General features: G+C 74.8%; 15 protein-coding genes. 5 read left to right on the top strand and 10 right to left on the bottom strand.

Features of this window, described 5'->3' with window-relative positions; all coding sequences use genetic code 11:
* Positions 1-66: 66 nt before the first annotated feature.
* Entirely contained in the window at positions 67-1029 is a 963-nt protein-coding gene (locus tag QQS41_RS10575) for a sulfite exporter TauE/SafE family protein (RefSeq protein ID WP_448852687.1), read from the bottom strand.
* Positions 1030-1310: 281 nt separating this feature from the next.
* Between QQS41_RS10575 and QQS41_RS10570 the strand changes: the two genes are divergently transcribed.
* The 3 genes from QQS41_RS10570 to QQS41_RS10560 all read left to right on the top strand — a co-directional run bounded on the left by QQS41_RS10570 (position 1311) and on the right by QQS41_RS10560 (position 3656).
* Positions 1311-2711 (top strand): FAD-dependent oxidoreductase, encoded by a 1401-nt coding sequence (locus QQS41_RS10570; RefSeq protein ID WP_448852686.1) that lies wholly within the window; start codon positions 1311-1313, stop codon positions 2709-2711.
* Between the two features lie 66 nt (positions 2712-2777).
* Positions 2778-3281 (top strand): phosphoribosyltransferase, encoded by a 504-nt coding sequence (locus tag QQS41_RS10565; RefSeq protein ID WP_448852685.1) that lies wholly within the window; start codon positions 2778-2780, stop codon positions 3279-3281.
* Positions 3282-3407: 126 nt separating this feature from the next.
* Positions 3408-3656 (top strand): hypothetical protein, encoded by a 249-nt coding sequence (locus tag QQS41_RS10560; RefSeq protein WP_448852684.1) that lies wholly within the window; start codon positions 3408-3410, stop codon positions 3654-3656.
* 131 nt (positions 3657-3787) lie between these two features.
* Here QQS41_RS10560 and purT read toward each other — a convergent pair whose 3' ends face one another.
* Positions 3788-4996, bottom strand: coding sequence for a formate-dependent phosphoribosylglycinamide formyltransferase (purT, locus tag QQS41_RS10555; RefSeq protein WP_448852683.1), 1209 nt, complete (start codon positions 4994-4996; stop codon positions 3788-3790).
* A gap of 289 nt (positions 4997-5285) precedes the next feature.
* On the opposite strand from purT, the gene merB reads away from it, so the two are divergent.
* Complete coding sequence (gene merB / locus QQS41_RS10550) at positions 5286-5945, top strand: organomercurial lyase (protein ID WP_448852682.1); 660 nt, start codon at positions 5286-5288, stop codon at positions 5943-5945.
* Positions 5946-5979: 34 nt separating this feature from the next.
* Here the strand turns inward: merB and QQS41_RS10545 are convergent, their stop codons facing one another.
* The 5 genes from QQS41_RS10545 to QQS41_RS10525 all read right to left on the bottom strand — a co-directional run bounded on the left by QQS41_RS10545 (position 5980) and on the right by QQS41_RS10525 (position 11339).
* Entirely contained in the window at positions 5980-6906 is a 927-nt protein-coding gene (locus tag QQS41_RS10545; RefSeq protein WP_448852681.1) for a nucleoside hydrolase, read from the bottom strand.
* Positions 6903-7262, bottom strand: a complete 360-nt coding sequence (locus QQS41_RS10540) for an ArsR/SmtB family transcription factor (RefSeq protein WP_448852680.1) — start codon at positions 7260-7262, stop codon at positions 6903-6905. The genes QQS41_RS10545 and QQS41_RS10540 overlap by 4 nt, the downstream gene beginning before the upstream one ends.
* A 207-nt stretch (positions 7263-7469) precedes the next feature.
* Positions 7470-8777 carry an MFS transporter gene (locus QQS41_RS10535; protein WP_448852679.1) on the bottom strand — a complete coding sequence of 436 codons (1308 nt, stop codon included), beginning with the start codon at positions 8775-8777 and terminating at the stop codon, positions 7470-7472.
* 628 nt (positions 8778-9405) lie between these two features.
* A complete protein-coding gene (locus QQS41_RS10530; RefSeq protein ID WP_448852678.1) occupies positions 9406-10014 on the bottom strand; it encodes a GNAT family N-acetyltransferase in 609 nt (202 codons plus the stop codon).
* A gap of 32 nt (positions 10015-10046) precedes the next feature.
* The gene (locus QQS41_RS10525; protein WP_448852677.1) at positions 10047-11339 is read right to left on the bottom strand and encodes an adenylosuccinate synthase; all 1293 of its coding nucleotides are present in this window, start codon (positions 11337-11339) and stop codon (positions 10047-10049) included.
* Positions 11340-11534: 195 nt separating this feature from the next.
* Here QQS41_RS10525 and QQS41_RS10520 point away from each other — a divergent pair, with 195 nt between their 5' ends.
* Entirely contained in the window at positions 11535-12464 is a 930-nt protein-coding gene (locus tag QQS41_RS10520) for a hypothetical protein (protein ID WP_448852676.1), read from the top strand.
* 100 nt (positions 12465-12564) lie between these two features.
* Here QQS41_RS10520 and QQS41_RS10515 read toward each other — a convergent pair whose 3' ends face one another.
* The 3 genes from QQS41_RS10515 to QQS41_RS10505 form a co-directional block, all read right to left on the bottom strand.
* Positions 12565-13983 (bottom strand): FUSC family protein, encoded by a 1419-nt coding sequence (locus QQS41_RS10515; protein ID WP_448852675.1) that lies wholly within the window; start codon positions 13981-13983, stop codon positions 12565-12567.
* A gap of 19 nt (positions 13984-14002) precedes the next feature.
* Positions 14003-14413: a DUF3151 domain-containing protein gene (locus QQS41_RS10510; RefSeq protein ID WP_448852674.1), complete on the bottom strand. Its 411-nt coding sequence runs from the start codon at positions 14411-14413 to the stop codon at positions 14003-14005.
* A gap of 71 nt (positions 14414-14484) precedes the next feature.
* The gene (locus tag QQS41_RS10505) at positions 14485-15483 is read right to left on the bottom strand and encodes an ornithine cyclodeaminase family protein (protein ID WP_448852673.1); all 999 of its coding nucleotides are present in this window, start codon (positions 15481-15483) and stop codon (positions 14485-14487) included.
* Between the last annotated feature and the right edge of the window lie 326 nt (positions 15484-15809).

Here is a 15809-nt window from a genome sequence, read left to right as displayed (position 1 = left end):
GTCCGTGAATTTTTAGACCGTCCGGTCTAGTCCGGAATCCCGGCCAGAATAGACAGACCGGGTTGTCTATCGCAAGTCCTGCGCCGCACCGCGTGCGCCCGCCGGGGCCGCGGCGGCCCCCGTCGTCACGCGATCGCCGGACTCCTCCTCGAGCCCGTGGCGCTCGCGCAGGCCCCGCGGCGCGTCATGGAGGCGCGCCCACGCGAGGACCGACAGCACCGCGACGGCCCACGCGGCCAGCAGCAGCGCCAGCACGACGCCCGGCACGTGCGGCGCCAGCAGCGTGCGGATGTTCAGCCCGGCCAGGACGCCGCCGATGACGATGCCGAGCAGGCGCGGGTTCACGCGCCCGACCAGGTAGGCGGCGATGGGGGCGGCGATGACGCCGCCGACGAGCATCGCGATGACGGGACCGGCGTGCGCCGCGAACTCGTCGCGCAGCAGCGGCAGGAAGCCGAGCACCGCGGCGAACGCGACCAGGAACTCCGAGGCGGAGACGGTGCCGATGATCTTCCGCGGCTGATCGTTCTCCGCGCTCATCAGCGTCGACGTGGTCACCGGCCCCCAGCCGCCGCCGCCCGTGGAGTCCAGCAGGCCGCCGGCCAGGCCCAGGGGCGCCAGCCGCCGCCAGCCCCACGCGGGCCGCGCCGTGCGGCGCCGCGCGGACAGGAACGCGAACTTCACCAGCACCCACAGGCCGAGGCCCAGCAGGATCGTCGAGGTCACGGGCGTGGCGGCCTCCATGTCGAGGTTCACCAGGAAGGTCGAGCCGGCGAAGGCGCCGATCGCGCCCGGCAGGCCGAGCTGCAGCACGCGCCGCCAGTCGACGTTGCCGAAGCGCCAGTGCGAGACGCCGGAGGCGAAGGTCGTGCCGACCTCCACGACGTGCACGACGGCCGACGCCGTCGCCGCGCCGGTGCCCGACAGGATGAACAGCGTCGTCGCGGTGACACCGAAGGCCATGCCCAGGGTGCCGTCGACGAGCTGGGCGCCGAGTCCGATGAGGACGAAGATGATGAGACGTTCCATGGGGGCTGGCCCTTCCGGGTCGGGGTGGGGGTTCTGGACCGCCGTGCGGGCCGCGCTCCGCGGGCCCGCCCGGCGAACCGGGTTGCCAATTACAGACTGGCCTGTCTATTGTTGACGCCCGTCAGAGTAGACAGGTCGGTTCGCGATAGTCAACAGCTGCGCAGAAGGCCCCGGAACGGGGGCCGCGCCGCCCCTCCCCGGGCCCGGCGCGGCCCCGCCCCTCCCCGGGGTCCGCGTCGGACGCGAGCGCGGACCGGCCCCGACCGACCGTGAGGAACCCCATGACCGACCAGAACCCCGCCTCCGACCGTCCGCTGCGCGTGGCCGTCGTGGGCTCCGGCCCCGCCGGCGTCTACGCCGCCGACGCCCTGCTGAAGTCCGGCCGCGACGTCGCCGTCGACATCTACGAGCGCCTCCCCGCGCCCTTCGGCCTCATCCGCTACGGCGTCGCCCCGGACCATCCGCGCATCAAGGGCATCATCAAGAGCCTGCACCGCGTGATGGACAAGCCGGGCGTCCGCCTGCTCGCCAACGTCGACGTCGGCACGCAGATCCAGGTCTCCGACCTGCAGCGCTTCTACGACGGCGTGGTGCTGGCCACCGGCGCCGTCGGCGACCGCGACCTCGACGTGCCCGGCGCGGAGCTCGAGGGCCACCACGGCGCCGGCGAGTTCGTCGGCTTCTACGACTCCCACCCGGAGTTCTCCCGCGACTGGGACCTCACCGCCGACTCCGTCGCCGTCGTCGGCGTCGGCAACGTCGGCCTCGACGTCGCCCGCATCCTGGCGAAGACCGCCGAGGAGCTGCACGTCACCGAGATCGCCGACAACGTCCACGACGGGCTGGCCCGCAACCGCGCCCGCGAGATCCACGTCTTCGGCCGCCGCGGCCCCGCCCAGGCGAAGTTCACCCCGATGGAGCTGAAGGAGCTCGACCACTCCGACACCATCGAGGTCGTCGTCGACGGCGCCGACATCGACTACGACGCCGCCGGCGAGGAGGCGCGCCGCAACTCCAAGGTCGTCGACCAGGTCTGCTCCATCATCGAGAACTACGCGATGCGCGAGCCGAAGGGCGCCCCGCACAAGCTCCACATCCACTTCTTCGAGTCCCCGGTCGAGATCCTCGGCGAGGACGGCAAGGTGACCGGCTTCCGCACCGAGCGCACGGAGCCGGACGGCAACGGCGGCGTCCGCGGCACCGGCAGGTACACGGACTGGAACGTCGGCGCCGTCTACCGCGCCGTCGGCTACCGCTCCGACGCCGTCGCCGGCGTGCCGTTCGACGAGGCCACGCACACCATCCCGGACCTCGGCGGCCGCGTCCTGGACCAGGCCGGCAACGCGCTGACCGGCCTGTACACCACCGGCTGGATCCGCCGCGGCCCCGTCGGCCTCATCGGCAACACGAAGGGCGACGCCAACGAGGTCATCGCCAACCTGCTGGAGGACCACGACGCCGGGCGCCTCGAGGCCCCGAAGCCCGCGTACGCCACCACCGACGCCGTCGACGACCACCTCGCCGCCCGCGGCATCCGCGTCGTCGACTGGGAGGGCTGGCACCGCCTCGACGCCGCCGAGCGCGCCGCCGGCGAGGCCGAGGGCCGCGAGCGCAAGAAGATCGTGGAGTGGGAGGACATGGTCGCCGCGGCCCTGGACCTCGAGCCCGCGTACGCGGAGTAGGCGGCGCCGCCACCGCGCGGCCACCGCGCCGCCACCGCGGCGGCCCGTCGCCGCTATGCTCGGGACATGGCCTACCATGCGGATTCCAGCGACCTGGAGCAGAAGGAGCTCCTGACCTGGGAGGGCTTCGGCGCCGCCCAGCGGGAGCTCGCCCAGCAGATCGTCGACAGCGGCTACGAGCCGGAGATCATCATCGCCGTCGCGCGCGGCGGCCTCCTGCCCGCCGGCGCCCTGTCGTACTCGATGGGCGTGAAGCTCTCCGACGCGATCAACGTCGAGTTCTACACCGACGTGCACGAGACCCTGCCGGACCCGGTGCTGCTGGAGCCGCTGCTGGACGTCGACTCCATCGACAACCGCCGCCTGCTCGTCGTCGACGACGTCGCCGACTCAGGCCGCACCCTCCACCTGGTGCTGGAGCTGCTGGCCAAGCACGGCGCGGAGGTCCGCTCCGCGGTGCTGTACGCGAAGTCCGCGTCGGTCATCTCCCCCGACTACGTGTGGAAGCGCACCGACGAGTGGATCGTCTTCCCGTGGTCGGCGGAGGCGCCCGTCGAAAAGCAGGCGTAGCGCAGCACCCCGCACCGGCGCGCGGACCCCGCTCCGCGCGCCCCCACCGCCCACCGCACCGCCGGCCCGGCCCCGCACCCACCCGCGGGGCCGGGCCGCGCGCATGCGGGACGTATCGTGGAGGGCATGAAGTTCACCGGCAACGCCCTGGCCGTCCTCCTCCTCGGCATCGTCATGACCGTGGCGATGTGGCTGTCCACCCACGCGCTCGTCCCGACGCTCATCGTCCTGGCGATCACGCTCATCGCGACGGTGGTGTTCGCGCGCCTGCAGTCGCATTACGACGAGGCCCGCGCCGCCCTCGAGGAGCGGCCCCCGTACGGCGTCGACGACGTGGACGAGGGCCCGGACGCCCTCGGCGACGGCCCCCGCTAGGCGCCCCGGACACGACGGGACCCGCCCGCCGCATCATCGCGGCGGGCGGGTCCTTTGTCTCGCGGGCGGTTTTCCGCTGCGTGACGACGGCCCCCTCCCCGGCGGGGCCGCCGGGGGCCGCGGCCGCGCGGCTACCCCTCGACGCGGATGGCCGCGGCGGCGGCGCGGGCCCGGTCGCGGGCCTCGTCGACGCCCTCCGCGGTGGCGACGGCGACGCCCATGCGCCGGCGCTCGTGGGCGACGGGCTTGCCGAAGATGCGGACGTCCGCCTCCGGCACCGCCAGCGCCTGCGCGAGGCCCGAGTACGTGGGGGCCTCGGCCTCGACGTCGCCGTAGACGACGGCGGAGGCGCCCGGCGAGGTCAGGGTGACGTCGACCGGCAGGCCCAGGATGGCGCGGGCGTGCAGCTCGAACTCGCTGAACCGCTGGGTGCCCATGGTGACCAGGCCGGTGTCGTGCGGGCGGGGGCTGACCTCGCTGAACCACACGTCGTCGCCGCGGACGAACAGCTCCACGCCGAAGATGCCGCGGCCGCCGAGGGCCCCGGTGACGCGGGCCGCGACGGAGCGGGCGTTGTCCAGCGCGATCTGGGACATCGGCATCGGCTGCCAGGACTCGACGTAGTCGCCGTCCTGCTGGCGGTGGCCGATGGGCTCGCAGAACCACGTCGCCGGCTCGCCGGTGGACGGGTCGATGGAGCGGACGGTCAGGAGCGTGATCTCGTAGTCGAAGTCGACGAAGCCCTCGACGATGACGCGGGCGTTGGAGACGCGGGCGCCGCTCATCGCGTACTCCCATGCGGCGTCGACGTCCTCGTCGGAGCGGACCATCGACTGGCCCTTGCCGGAGGAGCTCATGACGGGCTTGACGACGCACGGCAGGCCGATCTCCCGCACCGCCTCCCGGAACTCGTCGACGTCGGAGGCGAAGCGGTAGCGCGACGTCGGCAGGCCCAGCTCCTCGGCCGCCAGGCGCCGGATGCCCTCGCGGTTCATGGTCAGCTGGGCGGCGCGGGCGGTGGGCACGACCGTCGCCGCGCCCTCGGCCTCCAGCTCCGCGAGGGCGTCGGTGGCCAGGGCCTCGATCTCCGGGACGATGAAGTGCGGGCGGACGCGGTCCACCAGCTCGCGGATCGCCTCCGGGTCCGTCATGTCCAGCTCGTACCAGCGGTGCGCCACCTGGTGGGCCGGGGCGTGGGCGTAGCGGTCGGCGGCGTGCACCTCGACGCCGAGGCGCTGGAAGGCGATGGCCACCTCCTTGCCCAGCTCGCCCGAGCCGAGGAGCAGCACGCGGATGGCGCCGTCGGTGTACGGGGTGCCGGTGGCGGCGGGGGTGAACATGCGGCGGGGCTCCTTCGGGACGTGGGTCGTCACCGGCGGTTCGCGTCCGGGTGATCGTGTCCGGTGGATCGCGTCCGGTGAATCGGGGCAGGTCGCCGCCCGATCCTACCGGCGGGGCCCCTCTCCCCCGGGGACGGCACCCCCGGCGGCGGCACCCCGCGGACGGCTCCGGCGGCACGCCGGTCATCCGCCCGACGGCGACCGGGGGCCGCCCCGCGCCGCCCCCCCCCCGTCAGGATTCCGTCGGGACGCTTCGCCCCGGCGCGGGCGGCGCCTACCGTCCACGGGCATGCGAATCCAGGAACACCCCGCCGAACTCGCCCACCGTCTGGACCGGGCGTTCGGATTCACCTCCCCCGACGCCGCCGACACGTGGCTCGCGCTGGTCCGGGAGCTGGCCTGCGGCAGCCCCGTCGATCCGGCGGAGCTGGGCACCGGGGCCGACGAGATCATCGCCGGCTTCCCCGGCACCGAGTGGTCGGGCGGCGAGGTGGAGGGCAGCATCATCACGCTGCACCGCACCAACCACGTCATCGCCCACCCGGGCGGCACGGCCCACGCGTGGTCGGCGTTCGGCGCGCTGCTGGCCGGCGTCGTGCTGGACGGCCCGGTGGAGATCCGCTCCCTGTGCCCCGCCACGGGCGAGCCGGTGGCGCTGACCGTCGCCGGCGGCGTGCTGCTCGACGGCCGCGCCGGCGCGGTGTCCCTGCCGACGCGCTTCCGCGGCGAGGCGGACCTGCGCTCCGACTTCTCGGGCCGGGCGCTGCTGTGGTCGCGGCGGCCCAACCGCGCCGGCCGCGCCGCCGTGGTGGCGGGCACGGGCCACTGGGACGTGGCGTGGTACCGCCCGGCGGAGGCGATGGCCGTCGTCAGGGAGACGGCCCGCCTGCTGGGGCTGGCGCCGTGGCAGCGCGGCGAGCTGCCGGAGCTGCACGCGCGCATCGCCTGACGCGGACGGCACCCGTCCCCCGGCCGGCGCGCCTCTAGGACGCCAGCGCCGCCAGCGCCCGCTCGAACTCCGCGATGACGGCGTCCCGGTCGACGTTGCCCAGCACGGCGCAGTCCGGTTCGCCGGGCTCCTCGGCGACGGCGCCGCGGTCGCCCTCGACCGCGCGGACGCGGGCGGGGCGGGCGGGGGCGTCGACGGTGCCGCAGGCGGCCATCGCCGCGAGCAGGTCGTGGACCTGGGCGAGGTAGCCGAGGCCCTCGCCGCGGTGGAAGCCGAAGTAGAACCGCAGCGCCTCCGCGATGACCTCCATGAGGTCGTCCGGCAGGCCCACACCGCGCCAGCGGTCGACGTCGCCGGGGTCGACGGTGACGGTCTCCGTCACCTGCAGCATGCACAGCAGCGGCTCCGGCACGCCCTCGGCGCCGAGCACCGCGGCGACGGCGTCGGGGTCGACGTGGAAGTTCCACTCGGCCGTCGGCGTCGTGTTGCCCGGATAGTCGAGGGCGCCGCCCATGACGGTCAGCCGACCGAAGCGGCGGACCAGGTCCAGGTGCCGCGCCGCCGTGGTGAGCGGGCCGGTGACCAGGAGGTCGCAGGGGCCGTCGGCAAGCGCCGCCGACCAGAGCCCGGGCGCGGCCCCGTCCATCCCGCAGGACTCCGCGCCCCCGGCGTTCGACGGGCGCACGAAGCCCAGGCCGAACTCGCCGTGCGTCTCCGGGGTCGTGACCAGCGGCACCCGCAGCGGGGCGCCGTGGCCCGCGGCGACCGGCACGTCGCCCAGCCCGCAGAGGTCCAGGACGTACCGGGAGTTCGCGGCGGCGCGGCACACGGTGGTGTTGCCGGCGGTCGCGGTGACGCCGGCGAGCTCCACCTCCCCCAGCCGGTGCAGGCCGGCGAGGTAGACCAGCGCCAGCATGTCGTCGATGCCGGTGTCGACGTCGGCGACGAGGCGGCGGGTCACCGGGCGTCCCCGTGGTGCGGCGGCGCGTCGTAGAGCAGGTGCTCCGCGTAGTACAGGATGTTGTTCACCAGCAGGCTGATGTGCTCGTCGGGCTGGCCGTAGAAGACGGTCGCGCCGTCGCGGCGGGAGACGACGAGGCCGCCGGCGCGCAGCTTCGCCAGGTGCTGGGACACGGCGGGCACGGGGCGGCCGAGGGACTCGGCGATGCTGGAGACGCTCATCTCCGTGCCGTCGAGCATGGCCAGGATGGCCAGGCGCGTGCGCTCGGCGAGCAGTCGCAGCACGTCGACGGAGGCGTCGAGTTCGGCGTCGGCGGGGGCTGACTTCCGCGGTCCGCGGGGTTCGATGGCGGGCATGGGCGCCATTGTGCCCGGGTGCCGCGGCGTCCGCGGGCGCGGGGCCGGAAAAGGCAGGTGGCGCGGGCCCGTCCGGGGGTGATGTGCTTTGCGACGTCCACCGCCCCGGCTCCCCGCCCCCGGCGCGCGGGGGCGGCGGCGCGGCCGGCCGGGCGGCGCCGGCCCGGGGCGAGCGCGGGTGGCCGCGGTCCGGGGCAGACGGGGCGGTCAGTCGCCGGAGGCGGCGCCGCAGGCGGCGGACTCGCGGCGGCGGATCCCGTCGTCACGCGTCCGCGGCTGCGACGCGGCGCGGTCGGCGCGCGACCACAGCCACCACGCGGCGACGGCGGCGGCGGCCGCGATCCCGGCGAGCAGCAGCGCCGTCGCGTCGAGGTGCGCGGCGCCCAGCCACCCGGCCAGCGGGTAGGCGACCAGCCAGCAGGCGTGCGACAGGGAGAACTGACCGGCGAACGCGGCGGGCAGGTCGGCGCCGTCGACGCTGCGGCGGATGATGCGGCCGACCGGCGTCTCCACCGCCGACCACGCGACGCCGATGACCGCCCACAGCACCGCGACCCCGGCGACCGACGCGGCGTCGAGGGCGAGCGGCGTGGCGGCGACGGCAGCGGCGAGCACGGCGGCCGCCGGCAGCATGACGCGCTTCTCCGGCACGTGGCGCAGCAGCCGCGGCAGGGCGATCGCCGCGGCCATGGAGCCCGCGCCGTTGGCGAACAGCAGCCACGCGACGCCGGACTCCGGCAGGCCGAGCACCGAGCCCGCGACGACGACGGTCTGGACCAGCACGAACGACACGGCCGCGGCGACGGCCATGTTGAGCGCCAGGACGGGGCGCAGCGCCGGGGTGCGCAGGAGCAGGGCGGCGCCGAGGCGGACGCGCTCGAGGAAGGGGCGCTCGGCGGGCCCGTCGTCCCGGTCGGCGTCGCCCTCCCCGCGGGTGCCCGACCCCGTCGCCGGGATGACCGCCGACAGGACCAGCACGGCCGAGGCGGCGAAGCCCAGCGACGTGCCGGCGAACAGCGCCGACGACGGCACGACCAGCAGCAGGGCCGCGGCGAGCATCGGGGAGACGATGGCCTCCAGGTCGTAGGCCAGCCGCGACAGGGACAGCGCGGAGGTGTAGTCGTCCTCCTCCGGCAGCACGTCGGGGATGACGGACTGGAACGTCGGCGTGAACGTCGCCGACGCGGCCTGCAGCACGAAGATGAGCACGTAGATCTGCCACGTCGCGGTGACGAACGGCAGCGCGGCGGCGACGGCGACGCGCAGGACGTCGGCGCCGACGAGCACCGCCTTGCGCGGCAGGTTCGCGACCAGGGCGGAGGCGAACGGGGCGACGAGGACGTAGGCGACCATCTTCACCATCAGCGCGGTGCCGAGGACCTGGCCCGCGTCGTCGCCCGCGAAGTCGTAGGCGAGTAGGCCGAGCGCCACGGTGGCCAGGCCGGTGCCCGCCAGGGCGATGACCTGGGCGAGGTACAGCCGACGGTAGGTGAGGCTGCGAAACGCGGTGAACATGAGGCCATCCTGCCATCATTTGCGTACATGCGCAATGATCTATTTGCAGAATGGCGCAACTCCACCTGTCGGAGACTCCCTCCTCCGGCGCTCCACGAGGTCTCCTCCGGCGCACCACGAGGCCAGACCCACGCGCCACGAGGCCGGACCCACTTGTGGCCGTTCCGACCCCGTTCCAACTGGGTCGGAACGGCCGAAAGTGGGTCGAGACCTGGAGGCGGGCGCCCGCAAGCGGGTCGCGACGACCCGGTTGGCGACACCGCCGGTGACCGGCACGACGCGGTTCGGACCTCTTTCGGCGAACGGGACGGGTTTCGGCGGACGGGACCCCGTTGCGGCGCGCCTCGGCGGCCCGCCCGCCCAGGACGGACCGCTTTCGGCAAACGGGACCCACGTATACCGGGGTCCCATCCGCCGAAACCGGTCCATCTGCGGCGAGGGCGAGGGCGCAGGGCGGCGGGACGCCGAGTTCGGAGCGGTTTCGGTGAACGGGACCCCATTCCAGCAGTCGCCCGGAGGGACACGAGCCCGCGGACAGCCGACCTGCAGCCGACGCCCCTTGGGGGCAACCGCCCCGCCGGGCGTCAGAGCAGCCGGCACCCCCTGGGGACGGCAGCCCCGCCGGGCCTCAGAGCACCCGGCGGTAGAACACCGACTGCGAGACGCGGTCGTCGTAGACGCGCGGCGCGTCCTCGACGTGCATCCGCGCCGCGCCGGCGCGCTCCATCGCCTTCAGCGACGGGGTGTTCTCGACGTCCGCCCGGAACCACGCCTCGCGCACCCCGGCATCGGCGAGGGCCCGGAACATCGCGGCCTTCAGCGCCTGGTTCGCCCCGCGGCCGCGCCACTCCGGCACGACCCACGTGAACCCGAGCGTCACGCGCCCCTCCCCCTCGGAGGCGTCGTACACGCTGGTGCAGGCGATGGGCTCGACGTCCCGGGCGCCGTCGTCACGCGCATCCGCCCCGGCACCGGGGATCGCCGGACCCGACGCGGCGCGGGAGGCGTCGTCACGCGCATCCCCTGCGGACGCGGAACCCCGCGTGCGCACCAGGGCCCACGTGCGGCGCCCCGGATCGGCGGCGACGAACTCCCGCAGCGGAAACGGCCGCCGCGTGAAGAAGCGGAACGTCGCGGCGCGCTCCCCCGGCGGCACCGCCGCCTCCACCAGATCGGCGAACGCCGCGTCACCCGGGGCGACGCGGCGCAGCTCCAGCCCGTCACCCGCCGGGATCACGTCCGGCAGCGGGGGCCACGGGCCGGCCACCGCTACTCCTGCGGCAGCAGATCGTTGATGACGATGGTCTGGTCGCGGCCCGGGCCGACGCCCACGTAGGAGATGCGGCAGCCGGACAGCTCCTCCAGGCGGTTGAGGTACGCCTGCGCCTTCTCCGGCAGCTCCTCGAACGTGCGGCAATCGGTGATGTCCTCGTCCCACGCCGGCATCGTCTCGTAGATGGGGGTGGCGTGGTGGAACTCGGACTGCGTCATCGGCATCTCGTCGTGGCGGACGCCGTCGACGTCGTAGGCCACGCAGATCGGGATCTCGCCGATGCCGGTCAGCACGTCCAGCTTGGTCACGAACAGGTCCGTGAAGCCGTTGACGCGGGACGCGTAGCGGGCCAGGACGGAGTCGTACCAGCCGCAGCGGCGCTTGCGGCCGGTGTTCACGCCGACCTCGCCGCCGGTGGTCTGCAGGTACTCGCCCCACTTGTCGAACAGCTCCGTCGGGAACGGGCCGGCGCCGACGCGGGTCGTGTACGCCTTGATGATGCCCAGCGTCGACGTGATGCGCGTCGGGCCGATGCCCGCGCCGACGCACGCGCCGCCCGTCGTCGGGTTGGACGACGTCACGAACGGGTAGGTGCCGTGGTCGACGTCCAGCATCGTCGCCTGGCCGCCCTCCATGAGGACGTGCTTGCCCTCGTCGAGCGCCTTGTTCAGCTCGGTGGCGGAATCGATGATCATCGGCTTCAGCCGCTCGGCGTAGCCCATGAAGTAGTCGAACACCTCGTCGACGTCGATGGCGCGGCGGTTGTACAGCTTCACCAGGATCTGGTTCTTCTGGTTCAGCGCGCCCTCGATCTTCTGCCGCAGGATCGACGGGTCCAGCAGGTCCTGGGCGCGGATGCCGATGCGACCGACCTTGTCGGCGTACGTCGGGCCGATGCCGCGGCCGGTGGTGCCGATGGCGCGCTTGCCCAGGAACCGCTCCGTCACGCGGTCCAGCGTCTGGTGGTACGGCGCGACCAGGTGCGCGTTGGCGGAGATGCGCAGGCGCGACGCATTGGCGCCGCGGGCCTCCAGGCCGTCGATCTCCTCGAACAGCGCCTCCAGGTTCACGACGACGCCGTTGCCCAGCACCGGCGTCGCGTTCTCCGACAGCACGCCGGCCGGCAGCAGCTTCAGCTCGTACTTCTCGCCGCCGACGACGACGGTGTGGCCGGCGTTGTTGCCGCCGTTGGGCTTGACGACGTAGTCGACGAGGCCGCCGAGGATGTCGGTGGCCTTGCCCTTGCCCTCGTCGCCCCACTGGGCGCCCACGATGATGATTGCGGACATGCGCCTCTCATTCCCGTCTCGATGACAGCCGGCGGACGTCCCTCGCCGCGCCGGCTCCGGCTTCCCCGCCTCCGCGCGGCCGCGCAGACGCGCGTCGCGCCCGGCACCGCGCCCCGGGGGCCGTTGACCACGTCACATCCTAGACGCCGCCCGGCGCCCGCGGGCACCGCGCCCCCGCCGATACACTCGACGACCATGAGGATCGTCGTGCTGCGCTGCGGAACCGGCGCCGACCTGACCCTGGCGGACCTGGACCCGGCGACGCTGCTGGCCGACGCCACCCGCCTCGCCGACGCCGACGTCGCCGAGCGCGACCTGCCCGTCCGCCCGGGCCGCGGCGATCTGGCGTTCCTGGAGGACCTGGCGAAGGAGGTCCTGCCGGTCGACGACGCGCCCACCCCGGCCGACATCGGCAAGCGGAAGAAGGTGGAGGAGCTCGGCGCGCCGGAGCTCGCGCCGCAGCGCCCGTCGGAGCGGCTCCGCGTCGTCGTGGCGGGGCCGGACGCCGCGCTGGCCGCCGTCGTCACGCACCTGATGCGCCGCAACCTGCTGTGGGTGGAGGTCGCGCACGTGCCGGGCGGGGCGACGCCGGCGACGCGGAACTGGGGGCTGGGCGACGGGCTGGACCGCGTCGCCGCGATCTCCCGGCCGGTGGATCCGGTGCCGGCGATCCGGGACGACACGGGCGCCGCCATCGTCGGCTACGCCCTGTTCACGGGCCCGGACGCGACGGGGCCGTCGTCGCGCGGCGGGCTGGTCGGCGAGGTGTGGGCCGGCGAGCACGAGCTGTTCAGCGGCACCGCCCACGGCGTGCAGGTGCGGCCGACGCCCGACGCCCCGGGCCTCGTCGCCGCGGAGGTGCCGCCGCCGTCGGACGGCGAAGAGCGGCGGCCGGGGCTGCTCGGCCGCCTGTTCGGCGGGCGCCGCGCCGCGGGCCCCGACCCGGACGAGGGGCTCACCGACGCCGTCGGCATGCCGCGCAGCATGCACGAGCCGATCGTCGCCCGCGCCGTCCAGATCGGCGGGCCGGGCTTCCGCTACGTCCGCGACGGCGTCGAGGCGAAGCGCCCCCGCGAGAAGGCGACGCTGTACCGCCACCTCCGCGACCTGCAGCTGGTGCGGTAGCACGGGGCGGCGGGGTGCGCGGGGCGCCGCGCGCCGCCGCCGGCCGCGTGGCCGCGCGTGATGCGTGACGACGCCACCCGCGCCGCCGCGTGGCCGCGGCTCAGCGGTCGTCGCCGTCCCACACCTCCGGCGTCATGGCCGGCCGCTCCGTCGTCGGCGGCAGCGCCGCCACCGCCGACAGGCGCGACAGGCCGCAGACCTGCAGCAGGTCCACGACGATGGAGCGGCACTGCGCGAAGATGACCGTCTCCGACAGGGTGGCGCCCTCGACGGCCGAGACGTCCATGCGGGCGGCGAGGACGCGCAGCGCCCGGATGGCGTCCTCCTGCGTCACCGTCCCCACCGGGCGGCGGTCCTCCCCGTCGTGCTCCCCCGGGGCGGCGTCGCCGTCGCCCGTGCGCGGCGGAGCGGCGCGGTCCCCGTCGTCACGCAGAAGGCGCGCGTCCCGCAGCGCGTCCGCGGCGGAGGCCCCGCCCGTCGCGCGCTCGTCGGCGCGATCCGCGGCGACGCCCCACGCGGGCACGCCCGGCAGCACCGGCGAATCATCCAGCAGGCGGCGCACCATCTGCGCGCACGACGCCACGCCCTTCACCAGCGACACGATGCGCGGCGACACCGTCACGTGGTCCTCCGTCGCCGTGATCGCCCGGCGGGCGAGGACGCGGGTGTTGCGCATCGCGTTGTCGACGGGGTTGACGATGCGGGCGAACGTCCGCAGCTGCCGGCGCCGCCCCCACCACAGCGGCGACACCCGCGCCTGCTCCGCGCCGCCGCCGACGACCTGCATCATCGCGCTGACGTCGCCCTGCGACGCCCGGCCGATCTGCAGCGCGGCGCGGATGCGCGGCGTGTCCGACTCCTCCAGGCCCCGGGCGACGTCGTAGAGGATGTCCGCCTCCAGCTCCAGGACGGAGGCGATGGACCGGCGCGACTCCGAAATCGGGTTGCGCGGCACCACCGCCATCACGAGCACGCCGATGATGCCGCCCACCAGGGCGTCCACCATCCGCTCGTACGTCGGCGCCGTGCCCGGCGGCATGATCGTCGCGATGAGCACCGCCGACGACGCCGCCTGGTTGACCACCAGCGGCCCGCGGCCGATGAACACGCCGACGATCATCGCCGACAGCACGCCCGCCGCCAGCTGCCACACCCCGGGTCCGAGCACGCCGATGATGACGTCGCCGACGCCGACGCCCAGCGCCGCGCCGACGATGAGCTCCACCGCGTTGTTGATCCGCGGCCCCGACGACATCACCGACAGGCCGATGAACGCCGCCATCGGCGCGAAGAACGGCTGCGCGTGGCCCAGCACGTCCAGCGCGAACCAGTACGCCAGGCCCGCCGCCACCGCCGCCTGCAGGATCAGCAGCCAGCGGGTGCGGACCCGGTGCAGGCCCGTGAGGAACCGCGTGCGCGGGCGGGTGCGCCGCCGCACCGCCGCCGCGGCCCGGGACGCCGGATGCCGCAGCGTCTCCAGGTGATCGGCGGCGTCGCCGTGGTCTCCCCGTCGTGACATGGCGCTTCCCCGGCGGCGCCTACAGGTTGGTCGCCGCGACGGCGGACTGGTCGCAGTCCTGCAGCAGCGCGAGGCAGCGGTCGTACTCGTCGTCCTCGCCGATCGCGCGGGCGGCCTTCGCCAGGGCCGAGATGGCCATGAGCACGCCGCGATTGCCCTCGTGCGACCACGGCACCGGGCCGAAGCCCTTCCAGCCGTTGCCGCGCAGGTGATCCAGGCCGCGGTGGCAGCCCGTGCGGGCGTAGGCGTAGGCGGCGACGGGCTCTCCGGCCGCCAGGGACGCCTCCGCCAGCTCCGCCCAGGCGCGGGAGTCGCGCGGGCAGGCGCGGACGACGTCCTCCGGGGCGGCGCCGCCGGCGCGGGCGGAGTCCGCCTCCGGGAACGGCGGCAGCTCGACGGGCTTGGGGGCCAGCATGTCGTTGAAGTCCATGCGGCCATTGTGCCAGCCGGGGCGACGGGGCCCCGGCGGGTGCGGGGGCCCCGGCGCCCCGCACGCGGACGCTACTCGCCCGCGGCCCCGCCCTGCTCCGCGTCGGCCGCGGCGTCGGCGCGGGCGACGATCTCGACGGCGCAGGCCAGATCCTCCCAGCCCTGCCCCGCGGTCTTGTAGACGACCGGGCCGCTGGCATCGGCGATCTCGGCGGCCAGGCCCGGCTCGACGACGACGTCGCGCAGCGTCGACCAGGCGCCGTCCTCGAGGTTGCCCTCCTTGATGGCCAGGGCGATGTCGCCGCACTCCTCGCGGGCGACGCGCGGGTCCTCGACGATGACGGAGGAGCGGGCGACGAGCTCGCCCGGCACCTCGCGGCGCTCCGGGTGATGGGCGCCCATGGCGACGACGACGGCGTGGTCGGTGACGTCGGCGTCGGCGATGACCGGCTCGGAGGCCGACGTCGCGCAGATGATGAGGTCGGCGCCCTCCGGCAGCTCGGTGGCGACCTCGTGCGGCACCGGGCAGTCGATCTCCTGCTCGGTGCGGACGACGAAGGTCAGCTCGACGTCGCCGTCGTCCTCCCCGCCGAACAGCTCCATGACGCCGGAGGCGTGGCCGACGGCCTGCGGGCCGCCGCCGACGATGGCGACGCGCAGGGTCACCGGGCCGGAGGCCTCGCGCAGCACGCGGGCGTTCTCCCGGCGGCGGCGGACGATCTCGAGGATGCCGGCGAAGGACAGGGCCGGGGTGCGGATCTCGGTGACGGCCGGACCGTCGAGGATGGCGGTCGGGGCGAGGGTGTCGCCGTCGTAGAGCACGTAGACGCCCTGGATGGTGGGCAGGCCGCGCTCGGCGTTGCCGCGGTGGACGGTCAGCAGCTTCACGCCCGCGTGGTCGCGGGAGGCCGACGGCATGGTCAGCAGCTGCTTGCCCTCCCCCACGTCCTCGCCGGTCCTCGGGATGTCGAGGGCCGGATCGACGCCGTCCAGCAGCGCCTCGCGCAGGACGTACGTCGCCCGGCCGACGCTGAGGGCGGCGCGGACGGTGTCGGAGTCGTAGAAACGCATGCGGCCACAGTACCCCCGGCGCCGCCCCCGTCCGAACCCCCGCCCCGCGGTTCCGGGGTGCGCTCCGCCACAGTTTCCGTTACCCTCAAACCCGGTTTCGTTGCACCGAACTTTCACGGCCGCGATTGTGGGGCGGCCGGTCGGCGCAACGGCTCCACGGCGGAGCCGGATCCCTCCGGTCCGGGCTGCCGCCGTCGCGCAGGGTGCCACGCACCCGGATGCGGGAACGCGATTCGTCCTTTCCGCCCCGCCTCCGGCGCGACACGCCGAACCCCGGCCCGATGGGAAGATCGGGCCGGGGTTCCGGCATGTCCGGGGGCCTTTCG

The organism is Corynebacterium sp. 335C (assembly GCF_053525695.1).
Note: the sequence above shows the minus strand (reverse complement) of the source record. Positions and strands in the feature narration are given on the sequence as shown.

Coding starts and splice junctions, on each gene's coding strand:
- QQS41_RS10575 (WP_448852687.1), bottom strand. CDS start 1,029: ATGGAACGTCTCATCATCTTCGTCCTCATCGGACTCGGCGCCCAGCTC.
- QQS41_RS10570 (WP_448852686.1), top strand. CDS start 1,311: ATGACCGACCAGAACCCCGCCTCCGACCGTCCGCTGCGCGTGGCCGTC.
- QQS41_RS10565 (WP_448852685.1), top strand. CDS start 2,778: ATGGCCTACCATGCGGATTCCAGCGACCTGGAGCAGAAGGAGCTCCTG.
- QQS41_RS10560 (WP_448852684.1), top strand. CDS start 3,408: ATGAAGTTCACCGGCAACGCCCTGGCCGTCCTCCTCCTCGGCATCGTC.
- purT (WP_448852683.1), bottom strand. CDS start 4,996: ATGTTCACCCCCGCCGCCACCGGCACCCCGTACACCGACGGCGCCATC.
- merB (WP_448852682.1), top strand. CDS start 5,286: ATGCGAATCCAGGAACACCCCGCCGAACTCGCCCACCGTCTGGACCGG.
- QQS41_RS10540 (WP_448852680.1), bottom strand. CDS start 7,262: ATGCCCGCCATCGAACCCCGCGGACCGCGGAAGTCAGCCCCCGCCGAC.
- QQS41_RS10535 (WP_448852679.1), bottom strand. CDS start 8,777: ATGTTCACCGCGTTTCGCAGCCTCACCTACCGTCGGCTGTACCTCGCC.
- QQS41_RS10525 (WP_448852677.1), bottom strand. CDS start 11,339: ATGTCCGCAATCATCATCGTGGGCGCCCAGTGGGGCGACGAGGGCAAG.
- QQS41_RS10520 (WP_448852676.1), top strand. CDS start 11,535: ATGAGGATCGTCGTGCTGCGCTGCGGAACCGGCGCCGACCTGACCCTG.
- QQS41_RS10515 (WP_448852675.1), bottom strand. CDS start 13,983: ATGTCACGACGGGGAGACCACGGCGACGCCGCCGATCACCTGGAGACG.
- QQS41_RS10510 (WP_448852674.1), bottom strand. CDS start 14,413: ATGGACTTCAACGACATGCTGGCCCCCAAGCCCGTCGAGCTGCCGCCG.
- QQS41_RS10505 (WP_448852673.1), bottom strand. CDS start 15,483: ATGCGTTTCTACGACTCCGACACCGTCCGCGCCGCCCTCAGCGTCGGC.